Below are 16511 nucleotides of genomic sequence, written 5' to 3'. Positions count from 1 at the left end.
ACGACCCCAGCCCATCACCCCAGAGGATGACCCCACGACTCCTCACACCACCGCGGCGAGCGACCCCCGCACCCCGGCGGACTCCCCACCGACCCGCGCCCACGCCCGTTCGAGCACGTCCACCAGACGACCGCGGTCCGCCGGCGCCATCGTGAACGGCACCCGCAGGAACCGTTCGAACCCGCCGTCCGGGCCGAACACCCCGCCGGACGCCAGCACGACGCCCTCGGACCGCGCGGCCAGCACGAGCGCACTCGACACCGGACGGCCGAGGCCCACCCACGTCGTCAGCCCGCCTGCGGGCGACGGGACGTCCCATTCCGGGAGTCGTGCCCTGAGCGCGCCCACGACGTCGTCGCGGCCCTGTCGCAGGTACTCGCGCCGCGCCTCCAGGACGGCCGCCGTGCGTGGGACCAGCTCCCGCGCGACCAGCTGGTCGAGGACGGGGGTGCCGAGGTCGCCCGTCGGGCGGGCGGCGAGCAGCCGCTGCAGGAGCGCCGGCGCGGCCCGGATCCAGCCGATCCGCAGGCCGCCCCAGAAGACCTTGTCGGCTGACCCGATCATCACGACCGACGCCCCCGACGGGTCCGCTGCTGCCAGCGGCAGCGACGGCGCGCCGTCGATCCGCAACTCGCCCATCGTCTCGTCGGCGACCACCGTCGTGCCGACCGACGCCGCGACCGTCAGCAGCAGCTGGCGGGTCGACACGGACATGGTCGCTCCGGTCGGGTTGTGCAGCTCGGGCATGACGTAGGCGACGGCCGGGGCGGTCCGGCGCAGCGTCGTCTCGAGCGCGGCGGCGTCCCACCCGGTCCGCGCGTCGACGGGCACGCCGACGAGTCGTCCGCCGGCCTCGCGGAACGCCTCGTGTGCGTGCGGGTAGGTCGGGGACTCGACGAGCACGGCGTCCCCGCGACGGACGAGCACCCGTGCGAGCAGCGCGATGGCGTGCTGCGCGCCGATCGTCACGATCACCTGGGACGGATCGGTCGGCAGTCCGCGCTCGGTGTACCGGTCGGCGATGGCGGCGCGGAGCCCGGGGTCGCCGACGGTGTCGTACCCGATGCCGGCGAGCGCCGCGGGCACGTGTCGCACCGCCCGCTCGACGGCCTCGGCCATCCCCGGCGCCGAGTGCATCGCGGCCTTCCGCAGGTCGAGGAGCTCGCCGTCGACCACCCCGCCGAGCCGTTCCGGGTCGGGACGGCCGATCAGGGACGCGGGCAGGTGGACCACGCTGCCGGAGCCACGAACCGACACGACGAACCCGTCGGACCGCAGTCGGGCGTACGCGTTCGCCACGGTCGTGCGGGAGATGCCGAGCGCGGTCGCGAGTCCGCGCTCCGCCGGCAGTCGCACGCCCTGTGCGACCCGGCCGTCGATGACGAGGACCCGGATGGCGTCGGACAGGGCCTCGTACGCCGGGGCGTCGGTGCCGTCGCGCCAGTCGGTGAGCAGCAGGGCAGCAGATCGGGCACTCAACAGCACGGGTGTCATGGGTCCACGGTAGCGCGATTGGCTCTCGACCAGCAGTCCAATCCGCATCGACGATGAACCCATGTCCCGCAGCACCGCCCTCACGTTCCGCTTCGTCCAGCTCTTCGTCGGCCTGTTCCTCTACGGCGCCTCCACCGCGCTGCAGGTCCGAGCGGTCGTCGGCGTCTCGTCGTGGACCGTCCTGACGCAGGGCCTCGAGAACGTGGTGCCGTGGTCGTTCGGCGTCATCACCATCGTGTCGAGCGGCGTGATCCTGCTGTTCTGGATCCCCCTGCGCCAGAAGCCGGGCATCGGCACGCTGCTGAACGCGCTGGCGATCGGGCCGAGCGCCGACCTGGTGCTCTGGCTCGTGCCGGAGCCGTCCGGTCTGCTTGCCCGGATCGCCCTGTTCGTCGCCGGACTGGTGTTGCTCGCCGTCGCGACGGCGTTCTACATCGGCGCGGGGTTCGGCACCGGGGCCCGTGACGGCCTGATGGTCGGGCTGCACGAGCGCCTCGGCTGGCCGCTCTGGCTCGCGCGCACCCTGGTCGAGGCGTCCGTCGTCGTCGTCGGCTGGATCCTCGGCGGGAACGTCGGCGCCGGCACCGTCATCGCCGCCTTCGCGATCGGTCCGATGGTGCAGCCGCTCATGCCGTTCTTCCGCCGGTTCCCGTGGAGCCCCGAGCGCCGGGTCGTCCGGGAGGCCCGCCCCACTTCCGTCGCGCACGCTTCGTGAGCAGGAATGGTCGGGTCGCAGGGCCCCACCCGACCATTTCTGCTCACCATCCGCCCGGCATCCTTGCGCCTCGTCGACTCGCGATATAACGTGACTCGCACAGACGCGATACATCGCGAGTTGGAGGAAGCAACATGACGCAGGAGAAGTGGCTCGTCGACGAGCCCAAGGTCATCGACACCGGCATCGTCCGCACACTCCGTGTCGGACTCGTCGGTGGTCAGGTGGACGTCGTGGCACACGACGAACCCACCGCACGGGTCGAGGTCCACAGCGTGTCCGGCAAGCAGCTGAAGATCGAGGTCGACGGCGACACGCTCACCGTCGACCACCCGCAGATCCGGTGGGACGACCCCATCGGGTTCCTCAAGTCGTTCCGCGGCAAGGCCCACGCGGACGTCAGCATCCTGGTCCCCCGCGACGCCTCGGTCACCCTGGGCGTCGTCTCGGCGGGTGCGCTGCTGTCCGGCACGAACCGCGGCGCGATGCTCAACACGGTGTCCGGTGACCTCGTCGTCGACGGTGTCGCAGGCGACGTCACGGTCAACGCCGTCTCGGGTGCGACGACCATCCGCGAGCTCGACGGCGCGCTGACGGTGCACACGGTCTCGGGTGACGTCGTGGCCACGGGCGAGATCCCGCGGTTCCAGGCGGACGGTGTCTCGGCCGACGTCGTGCTCGACCTGCACGGCGTGCCGGAGTCGGCGCGCGTCAACACGGTCTCCGGTGGCGTGAGCGTCCGGCTCGAGGACGGTGTCGCCTACCAGTGCACCGTCAGCACGGCGTCCGGCAAGCTGCAGTTCGACGACTCCGAGATCCGCGGCGTGCGCGGCTCGTACGTCAAGCAGGGTGGCGAGCTGGCCGGCCAGTGGCTGGACCTGCGCGTGAACTCAGTGTCCGGCGACATCGCGGTGCTGCACGCCCCGCCGGTCGCCACCGAGCCGACCGCACCCCCGGCACCCCCGACGGCGCCGGTCCCCCCGACGGCGCCCGTGCCCCCGACGGTCCCGACCAACGACGGCGAGGTGCCCGGCGGGGTTTCCGGTACTGCTCCCGTCACCGACACAACGCCGACCAACGACGGCGAGGTGCCCGCATGAGTCCCGTCTTCGCCCACGGCCACCTCCGCCTGTACCTGCTCGTGCTGCTGGCGGACCACCCGATGCACGGCTACGAGCTCATCCAGGCCCTCGGCGACCGGTTCGGCGGCACCTACGTGCCGAGCGCCGGCACCGTGTACCCGCGGCTCGCGAAGCTCGAAGAAGAGGGCCTCGTCTCGAAGACCGCCGACGGCCGCAAGACCGTCTACGCGATCACCGAGGCCGGCCGCACCGAACTCGCGGCCCGTGCCGACGAGATCGCCGCGGTCGAGTCCGGGGTCGCCGACTCGGTGAAGTCCCTGGCCGACGGCGTCCGCGCCTCGGTCGGCGAGGCGATGCGGTCCCTCCGAGCCGACCTCGCCGCCTCGGCGGAGAGCCCCGGCACCGGTTCCCACGAGGACCCCGTCTCGGTGCCGTCGGAGAGCGCCCGTGCCCTGCGCGAGCTCGAGATGGCGCTGTCGTCGTTCCGGCAGCAGGTCCGCGCGGACCTGCGCCGACGTGCGACCCGCGGCACGCTCCGTGCGGACACCGTGACGCGCCTGCGTGACGGCCTGGAGGCCCTGCGAAAGTCGCTCTGACGGCCCGCGGCCGACAGGCGGTCGCGACCCGTGCCTCCCGGCCGCCCGTCGCACCGCCCCACCCCGCACAGCCCCACCCACGGAACCAGGTTCCGGACACAGCACCACGCCGATCCGTGGTGTCGTGACCGGAACCTGGTTCCGTTCGCGCGCCCCAGCCTGCGGTCGGCGCGCTACAACCCGCGGTCCGCGAACGCGACCATCGCGTCGCGCAGCGCACGTGCCGCACCCGCTCCGGCCCAGTCGTAGGCGTGCGCGAACCGCTCGTCGTGCACGTACATCTCGGCGAGTGTCCGGAACCGCTCCGCAGTGAGGTCCGCCGGCGGCGTCGACTCGGCGAGCCACGCGAACTGCCGCCGCGCCAGTGCCTGCGCGGCCGGTGAGTCCGAGCCGTCGCCCGACGCGGCGAGCGCTGCGGCGTCCTGGGCGATCGCGCGCAGCTCGTCCTGGAACGACTGCTTGCCTGCGGTGTCCTTCGCGTCCCACCAGGCGGTGCCGCGCTGCCAGGCGTCCGCTCCCCAGCGCTCCTCGACCTCGTGCTTGAAGCGGGTCTGGTCGAACCCGTCGAAGGTGTCCGTGGCGTTCATGCTGTCCCCGTTCTCGATCCTGGTGATGGTGGTGCGCACGGCGGCGAGCTGCCGGGCGAGGCGGTCCCGCTCGCGTTCGAGCCAGGCGACGTGCGCAGTGAGCGCGGTGACGTCGTCCTGCTCGCCGTCGAGGACCCGGCGGATGTCGGGCAGCCCGAGCCCGAGGCCGCGCAACAGCAGGATGCGCTGCAGCCGGACGAGCGCTCGGTCGTCGTAGCGGCGGAGTCCGCCGTCGCCGACGGCGGTGGCCGGCAGCAGCCCGATGGCGTCGTAGTGGCGGAGCGTGCGGCTCGACACCCCGGCGGATCGCGCCACGTCGGCGATGCCGTGCGGTGCTTTCGCAGCTGCGGTGGCGATGTCTGACGGATCCCTCATGCAGCCCACCGTAGAGGTTGACGCAACGTCAACCGCAAGAGGTGATCGGGGTGCGACGTCGACGACACGCGACCGAGCGGGAATGACCGCCCGGGCACCCGTGTTGACTCCCGCCCGGAACTGAGTAGGTTTGCCGCTCGTGACGAACGAGGTCCGGTCGCTGAAAGCGCGACTGATCGGGGATCCCCTCCCCTCTGAGAAGCTCGAAGGACAGCTCCTCCCGAAGCACCTGGCACTGCCGATCTTCGCGAGTGACCCGCTGTCCTCCGTCGCGTACGCACCGCAGGAACTGCTGATGATCCTGCTGCTCGGCGGGATGTCGTTCCTGACCTTCGCACCGTGGGTGGCCGCGCTCGTCGTGCTGCTGCTCGTGGTGGTCGTCGCGTCGTACCGGCAGCTCATCAAGGCGTACCCGTCCGGCGGCGGCGACTACGAGGTCGCGCACCGGAACCTCGGCGAGAAGGCCGGGCTGGTCGTCGCGAGCGCGCTGCTCGTCGACTACGTCATGACGGTCGCCGTGTCGGTGGCATCCGGCGTGGACAACATCATCTCGGCCCTGCCGATGCTGAACGACGTCCGCGTCGAACTCGCGCTCGTGTTCGTCGTGCTCCTCGCCGCCACGAACCTGCGCGGCGTGCGGGAGTCGAGCAAGGCGTTCGCCATCCCCACCTACCTGTTCGTGGCGTCGGTGTTCGTCATGGTCGTCACCGGACTGGTCCGCGTCGCCGCCGGGCACGCACCGGTCGCCGAGTCCGCCGGGTACACCGTCGACAACGTCGAGCACACGACGCAGGCGGCGTTCATCCTGCTGCTCCTCCGGGCCTTCGCCTCCGGCTGCTCGGCCCTGACCGGCGTCGAGGCCATCGCGAACGGCGTGCAGGCCTTCCGACGCCCGAAGATCAAGAACGCGCAGGCGACCCTGGTGGCGATGGGCGGCATCGCGATCGTCCTGTTCATCGGGCTCATCACGCTCGCGCTCGTGTCCCGCGTGCACTACGCCGAACGCGCCTGCGACCTGCAGGGGTTCGCGGACTGCGCCACGACGCCGCAGCGCTCCCTCATCGCCCAGATCGCGGCGGCGACGTTCGGTGACAACTCGGTGCTGTTCTTCGTCATCCAGGCGACGACGGCGGCGGTCCTGCTCCTCGCCGCGAACACGGCGTTCAACGGGTTCCCGCTGCTCGGCTCGATCCTGGCCCGCGACTCCTACGCCCCCAAGGCCCTGTCCACCCGCGGCGACCGGCTCATCTACTCGAACGGCGTCATCGTCCTGGCGCTCGTCGCCGCAGCGCTGCTCGTGGTGTACCGGGCGAACGTCACGAGCCTCATCCAGCTCTACATCATCGGCGTCTTCGTGTCGTTCACCCTCGGGCAGACGGGCATGGTCGTGCACTGGACGCGACTGCTGCGCGCGGACCGGGCCGGCACCGCCGATCCGTCCGTCAACCGCGCGCAGGTGGTGCGCTCCCGCACCATCAACGCGATCGGCGCCACGTTCACCCTCGTCGTCCTGGTCATCGTCACGATCACCAAGTTCACGCACGGCGCCTGGCTCGTGTTCCTGATCATGCCGATCCTGTACGTGCTCATGCTCGGCGTGAACCGTTACTACCGCGACGTCTCGCACGAGATCGAGGCCGACGTCGAGACCGAGTTCGGTGCCACCGGCGACCACGCCGTCGTGCTCGTGAACAAGCTGCAGAAGCCCGTGCTGAAGGCCCTCGACTACGCGATCGCCGCCGAGCACGCCAGCTGCGAGGCGGTCCACGTCGCGATCGACGACGCCGACGCCCAGAACCTGCGCGACCAGTGGGCCGAGTACGGCATCCGGATGCCGTTGACCATCGTGCCGAGTCCGTACCGCGACATCTCGATGCCGCTCATCAAGTACATCAAGGCGCACCGGCTCGAGCACGGCTCCGAGGTCGTCACCGTCTACACCCCGATCTTCATCGTCGGTCACTGGTGGGAGGGCCTGCTCCACAACCACCGCGGTCGTCGCATCCGCAAGAAGCTCCTGCTCGTGCACGGCGTCACCGTGGCGCTGGTGCCGTGGCTGCTCGACTCGTCCGAGCTGCTGTACGGCCGCCGGTCGCGTCCGCTCCCCGGCCAGGAGCGTCGCGGCGAGCCCGTGCGGCCGCCGCTCCGCCGGTCCCTCGCCGGCTCGGCCGGAGCGCCGGTCGACGGTGTCGTCGACGATCGCCTGGCCCGGTCCGCGCAGCGGAACAGCCTGCAGCCGCGTCGCGCGACCCGACCGGCCGGTCCCGCCGAAGGCGTCGACCCCGCGCAGTGCACCGGTGAGCTGCACGCGCTCGTGCCGACCTCGCCGCGCCGGGGCGACGAGTCGTAGCATCTGACGTCATGACGATCACCGACCTGCGGACGTTCGCCACGTTCGACGGCCACGGCGGCAAGGTGTCGAAGCGCGTCGAGGTGCTGGACCACGAGCCCGTCGCGGGCAGCCGCCACGAAGGACTCGTCGCCGTGCGCGGCGAACACCCCCTGGGTGCGCTCGACGAGCGCGCCGCCGACGAGTCGGCAGCGCTGTCGCGCGGCGTCCCCAGCGTCGGGTGGGTCGACCCGTCGACGCTCCGCGACTGGTACCGCCCGGACCGCGTGGTCATCACCCGGCTCGAAGCGCGGCAGTCCGGCATCGAGCCCGGTCTCTACGCCGATTCGCGCGGTCGCGGACGGGTCCGGATCGACGGCCTGGAGGCACGGCTCGCCCCCGACGGTCGCCCCGCCTTCCGCGCACTGGCCGGTTCCGAGGCGCCCTGGGTGGTCGACGTCCCCCTGCCGACGGACCAGGCGGTGCGCCTCGTGGCGGTCGCCGAGGTCGACGAGGGCTTCGAGGTCGTGACCGCTCCGGTGTCCCCGTTCCTGCAGCCCGGCGAGTACGCGGCGTACGACGACGACGTCCCCGGTCTGCCCCCGCGGCCGTCCAGCGGCCGGGTCGTGGTGTCCGCGACCGTGCTGCTCGACGGCTCGCTGCACGAGGTCGAGCGGATCGACGAGCAGGCCGCGACGATCTGGGTCCGTCGCGAGGGACGGACCGTGCCGATCGCCACGAGTGCGGTCGGACCGGACCTGGTGCGGTACTCGGCCACGCCGGTCTGACGGGGGACAAGGGCCTGCGGGGTGCGTCGGAGGTGCGGCGTAGCGTCCTCGGCATGAGTGATGCAGAAGAGACCCTCGGCGGCGCCCGTCCGGACCCGTCGACCGACGCGAGCAAGGACCCCGAGCAGTGGGTCACCGGTGACGAGCCGATGACCGGACCCCAGCGGAGCTACCTCGACACCCTGGCCCGCGAAGCCGGCGAGGAGCTCTCCGCTGACCTGACCAAGGCCGAGGCCTCGGAGCACATCGACCGCCTGCAGCAGCAGACCGGACGCGGCACGGACGCCACGGGTTCCTGAGAGCGGGTCCGCCCTTCGGCGGACCCCAGCCTGGGCATGTTCTGGTGATGTCCGGGCAGACCCCCGGACGAGGGGGTTCGATGACGCGTCACCGGTTAGCTTCGTGGCCATGCGAACGACATCGACCTCCATCGGCCTGACCGCGCTCCGCATCGTCCTCGGGGTGGTGTTCATCGCCCACGGCGCGCAGAAGTTCGCCCAGGGCATCCCGAACGTGGCCCAGGGCTTCTCCGGCATGGGCGTCCCGCTCGCCGACGTCGCTGCACCCCTGGTGGCGGGCCTCGAACTCGTCGGCGGTGTGCTGCTCGTGCTCGGCATCGCGACCCGCGTCGTGGGCGTCCTGCTCGCCGTCGACATGGTCGTCGCGGGGTTGCTCGCGCACGCGTCGTCCGGCTTCTACTCGCAGGACGGCGGCTTCGAGTACGTGCTCGTCCTGGCAGTCGGGTCGCTCGTCGTGGCGCTGACCGGCCCGGGGCGGTTCTCGCTCGACGCCGTGTTCCTGGCGTCGTCCCGTCGCCGTCGTGGCGTGCAGGAGCCCCTGCCCGCCTGACCCGCGCTGCGCCGCCCTGCGCCCCCTGGTGCGAGGTTGATCACTCGGTGCGCCGAAAGAACCTCGCACCGGGTGGTCAACCTCGCACCAGGCGGAGCGGCTCACGCGGCGGCGAGCACGTCCATCACCTGGCGGGCGATGAGCCGTCCGGCCCGGTTCGCCCCGATCGTCGACGCCTGCGGCCCGTAGCCCGCCAGGAACAACCGCGGCTCGTCGACCGAGCGCCCGTCCGCCACGACGACCCCGCCGGCCGCGGTCCGCAGGTGCAGCGGCGCGAGGTGCCGCAGGTCGGCCCGGAACCCGGTCGCCCAGAGCACCGCGTCGGCGTGCACGTGCGCGCCGTCGGCCGTCACCACGCCGGTCTCGTCCATCCTGGTGAACATCGGCTGGTCGCGAAGCACCCCGCGGTCGATGCCCGCGCGGATCCGCCGCGAGACCGGCACGCCCGTGCCGCTCACGATGCTCGGCAGCACCTCGCCGGCACGGGCCGCCCGGTCCTGCTCGTCGACCGCTGCGACCGCCGACTCGAGGTCGAGCGACGACGAGTCCGCCCACACCGTCGGCCGTCGGGTGAACCAGTGGGTCGACCGGGCGACGCCGTCGAGTTCGAGCAGGAATCCGATGGCACTCGTCCCGCCGCCGACCACGACGACGTCCTGCCGGGCGAACTCCGCGGCGCTGCGGTACTCGGTCGTGTCGAGCTGTCGTCCGCGGAACGCGCCTCGGCCCGGGTACCACGGCACGAACGGCGTGCCCCACGTGCCCGATGCGTTCACCACGACGTCGGCGCGGATCCGGGTCTCGGTGCCGTCGGCGGAGCGGGTCGTGACGCACAGTCGGCCGTCTGCGGTGCGCGAGACCGACGGCACCGAGACCGGACGCCGGACCCGCAGGTCGTAGTGCTGCTCGAACCGCCGGTAGTACTCCCCCACGACGTCCCGGGCGGGTCGTGACCGATCGGCGTCGTCGAACTGCAGCCCCATCGCCCGCATCCCCGGCAGGTCGTGCACGCGGTGCGCCGCGCCGAGGCGCAGGGCCTCCCACCGGAACTGCCAGGCGCCGCCCGTGCTCGGGGCACGATCGAGCAGCACCAGGTCGGTGCCGGGCACGAGCCCCAGCCGGCGCAGGTGGTATCCCACCGACAGTCCGGCCTGCCCCGCACCGATGACGACGACACGGGCGGACTGGTCGGCTGGGTTCTCGAGGGGTTCGGTCATCACTTCGATTCTCCTGTGCGCGGAGCCGTCGCGGCGACGTCCAGATCGAGGTACATGGTAGAGTGATCGGCAGATTTCAAACCACGAACCGTCTGGTTCCCCGAGTGATCTTCCGTCATTCGCCAGGACCGGACCAGAGCCGAACGAGGGGGTCACGCATGGGGCGCGGCCGTCAAAAGGCGAAGCACACCAAGGTCGCCCGTGAGCTGAAGTACTTCAGCCCGCAGACGAACTACGGTGCACTCGAGCAGGAGCTCTCCGCCGGACAACACTCCGATGACGATCTCGTCGACCGCTGGGCGGACCAGTACGGTCCCGAAGCGGCAGACGAATCCGACGAGTTCGAGACCGAAGCGGACCAGAACAAGTCCGCCTGACCGGCACAGCCGTCACGCCGCGCGCCTCCGGGCAGCGCGGCGTTTCTGCGTGCCCACGCGGATGACGCGGACCGGTCACGACTCCCCACGCGGGGAACGCCGAGTGGTCACGAAGTGCCGCCCGCGGCCGGACCGAGCGGCACTTCGTGACCACTCGGCGGACACCTGACGGCAGGTCGTGCGGCCTGGAGGCACGACGAACGCCCGCCACGCGGCCTGCGTGACGGGCGTGGCCGGCTCGCTCAGGCGGCGTAGCTCCCGACGAGCCGCACGGCACCGCCGTCGACGCCCTTGGCGCCCTGCTCGAAGCCGGTCAGGTCGCGGGCCGACGTGGCGATCGTGCCGACGGGCCACGCGGGCATCCCGGCCACGCCGAGCGACTCGATGACGTCCACCGCGGCGCTGGCGGACACCACGGCGAACATGCCGATGCCCAGGTTCCAGGTGCCCTCGGTGTCCTCGATCGGCGTGCCGGCCATGTCGGCGAGCACGCGGAAGACCGGAAGCGGCTGCCAGGTCGAGCGGTCGACCTCGATCCACGAGCCGACGGGCAGCACGCGCGCCAGGTTCGCCGCGATGCCACCACCGGTCACGTGCGACAGGGAGTGCACGGCGCCCGGGTGCTGCTCGAGCAGCTCCAGCAGCGGCGTCGTGTACAGGCGGGTGGGCTCGAGCAGGGCTTCGCCGACCGAGACGCCGCCGAACTCGGCCAGCTGGTCGGTGTACCCGACCCCGCGCGACGCCAGGATGTGCCGGACGAGCGAGTACCCGTTCGAGTGCAGCCCGGACGACTCGATGGCGAGCACGACGTCGCCGTCCTGCACCAGGTGGGCACCGAGCTGCGAACCGGCCTCGACGACACCGGTCGCGGCGCCGGCCACGTCGTAGTCGTCCGGGCCGAGCAGCCCGGGGTGCTCGGCGGTCTCGCCACCGACCAGCGCGGTGCCCGTCGCCGAGCAGCCGCGGGCGATCCCGGCGACGATGTCGGCGATGCGGTTCGGCACGACGCGCCCGCAGGCGATGTAGTCGGTCATGAACAGCGGCTTCGCACCGACCACCACGATGTCGTCGACGACCATGCCGACCAGGTCCTGCCCGATGGTGTCGTGCTTGTCGATCGCCTGGGCGATGGCGACCTTGGTGCCGACGCCGTCGGTCGAGGTCGCGAGCAACGGGTGTGAGAAGTTCTTCAGGAACGACACGTCGTAGAGTCCGGCGAAGCCGCCCACGCCGCCCAGCACGTGGCTGTTGTGCGTCGCCGCGACTGCGGACTTCATGAGTTCGACGGCCAGGTCACCGGCAGCGGTGTCCACTCCGGCTTCGGCGTACGGGTTGGGCATGCGGAGTCCTTCGCGGTGACATGGCAGACTTGTTCGGTACCCCCCGATTCTACGGTCTGGAGCACACCCGCGAATGTGCGGCATCGTCGGCCTCGTTGCACAGGGCCCCGCCAACCAATCCATCTACGACGCACTGCTCCTCCTGCAGCACCGCGGGCAGGACTCGACGGGCATCGCCACGGTCGAGGGTCACGTGCACCACATGCACAAGACCCGCGGCCACGTGCGGGAGTCGTTCCGAACCCGTGACATGCGCGCCCTCCTCGGCACCATGGGCCTCGGCCACGTGCGCTACGCCACCAAGGGCGCGGCGAGCAACGAGGAAGAAGCGCAGCCGTTCTACGTGAACGCGCCGTACGGCATCGTCCTCGTCCACAACGGCAACCTCACCAACACGCGGGAACTGACGCGTGAACTGTTCGACATCGACCGTCGGCACCTCAACACCACGTCGGACACCGAGCTCCTGGTGAACGTGCTGGCGCACGAGCTGCAGGGACAGGTCCGCGGCACGGACCTCGATCCCGGGCAGGTCTTCGACGCCGTCGAGCGCGTGCACGAGCGGGTCGAGGGCTCGTACGCCACGATCGCCACGATCGCCGGCCACGGGCTCCTGGCCTTCCGCGACCCGTTCGGCATCCGGCCGCTCATCCTCGGCCACAAGTTCGACGAGGCCGGCCAGCCCGAGTGGGTCGTCGCGAGCGAGTCGCTGGTGCTCGAGTCCGGCGGCTACGAGATCGTCCGCGACGTCGCCCCGGGCGAAGCGATCTTCATCGAGATGAACGGGCAGATGCACGCCCGGCAGTGCGCGAAGAACCCGCGGCTCGTGCCGTGCTCGTTCGAGTACGTGTACCTGGCCCGTCCCGACTCGGTCATGAACGGCATCTCGGTCTACGACGCCCGCCTGCGCCTCGGCAACCGGCTGGCGGACACCATCGAGCAGTACGCGCCGACCGGTGACATCGACGTCGTGATGCCGATCCCGGACTCGTCCCGACCGGCCGCCATGCAGGTCGCGCGGAAGCTCGGCATCGAGTACCGCGAGGGCTTCTACAAGAACCGCTACGTCGGCCGGACCTTCATCATGCCGGGCCAGGCGGAGCGCAAGCGGTCCGTCCGGCAGAAGCTCAACGCGATGTCGTCGGAGTTCAAGGGCAAGAACATCCTGATCGTCGACGACTCGATCGTGCGCGGCACGACGAGCAAGGAGATCGTGGAGATGGCCCGCGCCGCCGGTGCGAACGAGGTCACCTTCACGAGCGCCGCTCCCCCGGTCCGGTTCCCGCACGTGTACGGCATCAACATGCCGACGCGCGACGAGCTCATCGCGCACGACCGGAAGATCCCGGAGATCAACCGCGTGCTCGGCAGCGATCACCTGATCTACCAGGAGATCGGCGACATGCGGGACGCCATCATCGAGGGCTCCGACGTGACCGACCTCGAGATGAGCTGCTTCACGGGCGAGTACGTCACGGGCACCGTGAGCCCGGAGTACCTGTCCTGGGTCGAGGCGAACCAGCTCAGCTAGGTCGCGTCCGAAACGGAGCCAGACGGACGGACAGGAGGCCCGTTGCCAGCTGGCAACGGGCCTCCTGTCCGAAGACGGTTGCGGCTACGGCCGCTGGTCGCCGTGCTCGTCGATCTCGCCGTCGACCGTCTCGGGCGGCAACTCGACCTCGACACGCTCCGCCGTCAGGCGGGCCGCGCGCCGGGCGAAGACCCGGTCGAACACGACGGCGACGACCGCGCCGACGAAGGCACCGATCGTGACGCCCCACAGGCTGAAGTAGCCCACCAGGCTGCCGAAGCTCGACTCCTCCTGCTGGCCACCGAGGTTCATGGTGAGCGAGACGACGATCAGGGTCGCGATGAACCCGAGCACCGCACCGCCGACGATGAACACCCCGAACTTCGGGGCACGACGGATCGTGACCTCGTCAGAGGTGGAGACGGCGTTCGGCGCAGGGGCCGGGACCGGCTGGTCGTCGGGTCGATCGGTGTTGCTCACCCACCCATTGTCCCCCACTGTGGGACGTCTCCCGGCCTGTCCGCGCAGTCCGATCCAGGAGAGGATGATCCGTACGCGTTGGTATCCCAAGGGCTGGAGGTGACACGGATGCGAGAACGGACCGTACGGGGGCGAGGTCGCACCCCGAGCACCCCGGCGCGCGTGACCTGGCCCGTGATGCAGCGCCACGAAGAGGACCGTGCCGTGTCCGTCGTCGCGGAGCACCAGTGGAGCGTCGCGCTCGTCGGCGCCCCGGGTCTCGGCAAGAGCACCGTCGCCGCCCGCGTCACCGACCGCGTCGCCGGACGGGACGCCACCGGGCGCACGGTCGTGGTGCCCATCACCGCCGTCGCCTCCGGGCGGTCGATGCCCTTCGGCGCGATCTCGGACCGCTTCGGTGAGCTGCCGGCGACCCTGTCCGAACTGTCCGACGACGCCGGGGCCGAGCAGCGCCTCCGGGCGATCGCCGACCTGGCGGACCGCGACGTCCTGCTGCGCGTCGACGACGCCGACCACCTCGACGCGATCTCCGCCCGGTACGTGGCGTGGCTCGTCCGGCACCAGGGTGCGCGGCTCGTCCTGACCTGCCGTGACTTCACCGCGCTGCCGGAGCCGCTCCGCGCCCTGTGGCAGGACGACCTGCTCGAGCGCATCGACCTCGAGCCGCTCACCCTGCGCGAGACGTCGGCCCTGGTGGCCGAGGCGCTCGGCTCGCAGCTCGAGAACGCCTCGGCCGAGCGGGTGCACCGTGCGACCGCCGGCAACCCGCTCTACCTGCGCGAGGTCGTCCGCGCCGCCCGCTCCTCGGGTGCCCTCGAGCACACGGCGTCCGGGTGGTACTGGCGCGGCCGGGTGACGGCGTCGAACAGCCTCGCCGACATGTACCGGACGGAACTCGGCTCGTTGCCGGAGGACCTGCGCGACGTCGTCGACATCGTGGCACTGGCCGACCCCATCCCGCTCGCGCGGCTGCTCGGCCTGGTCAGCGGCGGCGACGTCGACCGCGTGGTCGCACTCGGGCTGGTCCGGATCGACTCGCTCGACGACGGCGCCGCGGTGGCCCGTCCGCAGCACCCGCTCGTCGGCGACGTGATCCGCGGCCTGGTACCGGTCGCCCGCCGCACGGCACTCTTCGCCCGCGCGAACGCCTTCCGCACCGACAGTCCCGAGGGCGCCCCGCCCGCCGCACGGTTGCGGTCAGCGCTCTGGGCACTCGACTGCGGTGTCGTGCCCCCGGTCGAGCAGCTGCTCGACGCGGCGCAGGTCGCGGTGCGGCTGCAGGAGCACGAGAGCGCGATCGCCCTCGCCTCCGCAGCGCTCCGGCGGACGCTGCACCCGAACGAGCAGGTCGCCGCGCGCTGCCTGCGGTCGCTGGCGTACTCGTACACCGACGGGCGCGAGGCCGGTCGCGCCGACGCCGAGGCTGCCTGGGCCGTCGCCCGCGCGGACCCTGGCACGGTGGACGACGCCCTCGTGGTCGAGGCCTGCGAGATCCTCGCCAACATCCGGCAGTTCCACGACGACGACGTGCTGGCAGCGGTCGCGCTCACCGACGTCGCCAGCCGGCTGGTGTCCGGCGACGCGGTCGAACGGCTCCGCCTGCTGCGACTCGCACACCTCGGGTGGGGCGGACGGTTCGACGAGGTGCGGGCCGAACTCGAGCGCAGCGGCATCGTGCACGCCCCGACCATCCCGTTCGCGTTCCTGTGCGTCGCCCCCTGCGCGATCATGGCGCTCGCCACGGCCGGCCGGCTCGACGACGCCTCGGCCCTCGGTCGCCGGGCACTGGCCACCGCGATCGAGCACCTCGAGGACGCACCGTGGAGCGTCGGCGAGATCTTTTCAGTGCTGCACCAGGTGCAGGTCTGGCGCGGCGACCTCGCCGACCTGCTCACCGAGGTGCCGGTCCGCCGGTCGAACCCGTACCTGAAGTACGACTTCACCCTCGAGCTCATCGGCGACGGCAACCTCGCCATCGGCCAACGGCGCTGGGACGACGCGATCGCGGCGTTCTCGGCTGCCTGCGAGCGGTACGACGTCGCGGACCACGGCGGCTTCGCGGCCTACCCGTGGGCACGACTCGCGATGGCGTACGCCTACGCCGGTCGAACCGAGGACGCGACACGTGCGCTCGACCGGGCGAGGGCCACCCCGCAGCGGGCGATGCGGATCACGGGCGAGCAGGTCGCGGTGACGATCGCCTGGACCGAGGCGGTGCTCGGCAACCCGGCCGGGCTCCGGCACGCCGACGACATCATCGACCGCGGGACGGCGAGCGGTGGGTGGACGCACGTCATGTACGCGCAGACGCTGCACTACGCGATGGACATGCTGAACGGACGCGAGACTGGTACCTCGCTCGGTCGCATGCGCGAGGCAGCGGCTCGGGTCGACGGTCCGCTCGCCGCGGCGATCGTCGAGTACGCCGACGCCCTGACCGCACGCGACCGGACGCGGGTGATCGCGGCGCAGGGGGCGCTCGCGTCGCACGGCATGGCGGTCACGGCCGGCCGGCCGAAACCACCGCTCACGAACCGCGAGTACCAGGTCGCCGAGCTCGCGGCGCAGGGGTTGAGCAACCGCCTGATCGGCGAGGAGCTCGGGCTCTCGACGCGGACCATCGACGCGCACCTGTCGCGCGTGTTCGGCAAGTGGGACCTGCATGCTCGTTCGGAGCTCGCCGGACTCTTCTGAGTCCACTCGTGACGCAAGAACGTTGCGCATTGCAGCACGACGCGCCGCGGCGGTTGA

Annotated in this window: 15 protein-coding genes; 10 read left to right on the top strand and 5 right to left on the bottom strand. The window is 71.5% G+C overall.

Annotated elements, in window-relative coordinates; genetic code table 11:
- Positions 1-42: 42 nt before the first annotated feature.
- Positions 43-1494 carry a PLP-dependent aminotransferase family protein gene (locus EDF33_RS18040; protein WP_132100766.1) on the bottom strand — a complete coding sequence of 484 codons (1452 nt, stop codon included), beginning with the start codon at positions 1492-1494 and terminating at the stop codon, positions 43-45.
- A 61-nt stretch (positions 1495-1555) separates the two neighbouring features.
- Here EDF33_RS18040 and EDF33_RS18035 point away from each other — a divergent pair, with 61 nt between their 5' ends.
- The 3 genes from EDF33_RS18035 to EDF33_RS18025 all read left to right on the top strand — a co-directional run bounded on the left by EDF33_RS18035 (position 1556) and on the right by EDF33_RS18025 (position 3887).
- The gene (locus EDF33_RS18035) at positions 1556-2209 is read left to right on the top strand and encodes a hypothetical protein (RefSeq protein WP_132100765.1); all 654 of its coding nucleotides are present in this window, start codon (positions 1556-1558) and stop codon (positions 2207-2209) included.
- A gap of 134 nt (positions 2210-2343) precedes the next feature.
- A complete protein-coding gene (locus EDF33_RS18030; protein WP_243692491.1) occupies positions 2344-3309 on the top strand; it encodes a DUF4097 family beta strand repeat-containing protein in 966 nt (321 codons plus the stop codon).
- Entirely contained in the window at positions 3306-3887 is a 582-nt protein-coding gene (locus EDF33_RS18025) for a PadR family transcriptional regulator (RefSeq protein WP_111085559.1), read from the top strand. The genes EDF33_RS18030 and EDF33_RS18025 overlap by 4 nt, the downstream gene beginning before the upstream one ends.
- Before the next feature lie 173 nt (positions 3888-4060).
- On the opposite strand, the gene EDF33_RS18020 is transcribed toward EDF33_RS18025, so the two are convergent.
- On the bottom strand, positions 4061-4849 hold the full coding sequence (locus tag EDF33_RS18020; protein WP_132100764.1) for a MerR family transcriptional regulator: 789 nt from the start codon (positions 4847-4849) through the stop codon (positions 4061-4063).
- A 130-nt stretch (positions 4850-4979) separates the two neighbouring features.
- Between EDF33_RS18020 and EDF33_RS18015 the strand changes: the two genes are divergently transcribed.
- The 4 genes from EDF33_RS18015 to EDF33_RS18000 all read left to right on the top strand — a co-directional run bounded on the left by EDF33_RS18015 (position 4980) and on the right by EDF33_RS18000 (position 8815).
- Positions 4980-7199 carry an APC family permease gene (locus tag EDF33_RS18015; protein WP_123937529.1) on the top strand — a complete coding sequence of 740 codons (2220 nt, stop codon included), beginning with the start codon at positions 4980-4982 and terminating at the stop codon, positions 7197-7199.
- Between the two features lie 11 nt (positions 7200-7210).
- Entirely contained in the window at positions 7211-7966 is a 756-nt protein-coding gene (locus tag EDF33_RS18010; protein WP_111085562.1) for a hypothetical protein, read from the top strand.
- A gap of 53 nt (positions 7967-8019) precedes the next feature.
- Positions 8020-8265 carry a DUF3072 domain-containing protein gene (locus tag EDF33_RS18005; RefSeq protein WP_131880742.1) on the top strand — a complete coding sequence of 82 codons (246 nt, stop codon included), beginning with the start codon at positions 8020-8022 and terminating at the stop codon, positions 8263-8265.
- Positions 8266-8374: 109 nt separating this feature from the next.
- On the top strand, positions 8375-8815 hold the full coding sequence (locus tag EDF33_RS18000; RefSeq protein WP_131880740.1) for a DoxX family protein: 441 nt from the start codon (positions 8375-8377) through the stop codon (positions 8813-8815).
- A 101-nt stretch (positions 8816-8916) separates the two neighbouring features.
- Here the strand turns inward: EDF33_RS18000 and EDF33_RS17995 are convergent, their stop codons facing one another.
- Positions 8917-10032, bottom strand: a complete 1116-nt coding sequence (locus tag EDF33_RS17995; RefSeq protein WP_131880738.1) for an NAD(P)-binding domain-containing protein — start codon at positions 10030-10032, stop codon at positions 8917-8919.
- Between the two features lie 158 nt (positions 10033-10190).
- Between EDF33_RS17995 and EDF33_RS17990 the strand changes: the two genes are divergently transcribed.
- Positions 10191-10409: a DUF3073 domain-containing protein gene (locus tag EDF33_RS17990; protein WP_111085566.1), complete on the top strand. Its 219-nt coding sequence runs from the start codon at positions 10191-10193 to the stop codon at positions 10407-10409.
- A 242-nt stretch (positions 10410-10651) separates the two neighbouring features.
- Here the strand turns inward: EDF33_RS17990 and purM are convergent, their stop codons facing one another.
- Positions 10652-11749, bottom strand: coding sequence for a phosphoribosylformylglycinamidine cyclo-ligase (gene purM, locus EDF33_RS17985; protein ID WP_132100763.1), 1098 nt, complete (start codon positions 11747-11749; stop codon positions 10652-10654).
- Positions 11750-11822: 73 nt separating this feature from the next.
- On the opposite strand from purM, the gene purF reads away from it, so the two are divergent.
- The gene (gene purF / locus EDF33_RS17980; RefSeq protein ID WP_111085568.1) at positions 11823-13280 is read left to right on the top strand and encodes an amidophosphoribosyltransferase; all 1458 of its coding nucleotides are present in this window, start codon (positions 11823-11825) and stop codon (positions 13278-13280) included.
- An 84-nt stretch (positions 13281-13364) separates the two neighbouring features.
- On the opposite strand, the gene EDF33_RS17975 is transcribed toward purF, so the two are convergent.
- Positions 13365-13760, bottom strand: a complete 396-nt coding sequence (locus tag EDF33_RS17975) for a hypothetical protein (protein ID WP_111085569.1) — start codon at positions 13758-13760, stop codon at positions 13365-13367.
- 162 nt (positions 13761-13922) lie between these two features.
- Here EDF33_RS17975 and EDF33_RS17970 point away from each other — a divergent pair, with 162 nt between their 5' ends.
- Complete coding sequence (locus EDF33_RS17970) at positions 13923-16454, top strand: LuxR C-terminal-related transcriptional regulator (protein WP_131880736.1); 2532 nt, start codon at positions 13923-13925, stop codon at positions 16452-16454.
- Positions 16455-16511: the final 57 nt, after the last annotated feature.

Origin of the sequence: Curtobacterium sp. PhB146, assembly GCF_004342995.1 — a bacterium.
Classification (GTDB): domain Bacteria; phylum Actinomycetota; class Actinomycetes; order Actinomycetales; family Microbacteriaceae; genus Curtobacterium.
This window is presented reverse-complemented; position numbering and strand designations above follow the sequence as displayed.

Excerpts from the sequence above, each read along its gene's own strand:
- EDF33_RS18040 (WP_132100766.1), bottom strand. The coding sequence starts at position 1,494 with ATGACACCCGTGCTGTTGAGTGCCCGATCTGCTGCCCTGCTGCTCACC.
- EDF33_RS18035 (WP_132100765.1), top strand. The coding sequence starts at position 1,556 with ATGTCCCGCAGCACCGCCCTCACGTTCCGCTTCGTCCAGCTCTTCGTC.
- EDF33_RS18030 (WP_243692491.1), top strand. The coding sequence starts at position 2,344 with ATGACGCAGGAGAAGTGGCTCGTCGACGAGCCCAAGGTCATCGACACC.
- EDF33_RS18025 (WP_111085559.1), top strand. The coding sequence starts at position 3,306 with ATGAGTCCCGTCTTCGCCCACGGCCACCTCCGCCTGTACCTGCTCGTG.
- EDF33_RS18020 (WP_132100764.1), bottom strand. The coding sequence starts at position 4,849 with ATGAGGGATCCGTCAGACATCGCCACCGCAGCTGCGAAAGCACCGCAC.
- EDF33_RS18010 (WP_111085562.1), top strand. The coding sequence starts at position 7,211 with ATGACGATCACCGACCTGCGGACGTTCGCCACGTTCGACGGCCACGGC.
- EDF33_RS18005 (WP_131880742.1), top strand. The coding sequence starts at position 8,020 with ATGAGTGATGCAGAAGAGACCCTCGGCGGCGCCCGTCCGGACCCGTCG.
- EDF33_RS18000 (WP_131880740.1), top strand. The coding sequence starts at position 8,375 with ATGCGAACGACATCGACCTCCATCGGCCTGACCGCGCTCCGCATCGTC.
- EDF33_RS17995 (WP_131880738.1), bottom strand. The coding sequence starts at position 10,032 with ATGACCGAACCCCTCGAGAACCCAGCCGACCAGTCCGCCCGTGTCGTC.
- EDF33_RS17990 (WP_111085566.1), top strand. The coding sequence starts at position 10,191 with ATGGGGCGCGGCCGTCAAAAGGCGAAGCACACCAAGGTCGCCCGTGAG.
- purM (WP_132100763.1), bottom strand. The coding sequence starts at position 11,749 with ATGCCCAACCCGTACGCCGAAGCCGGAGTGGACACCGCTGCCGGTGAC.
- purF (WP_111085568.1), top strand. The coding sequence starts at position 11,823 with ATGTGCGGCATCGTCGGCCTCGTTGCACAGGGCCCCGCCAACCAATCC.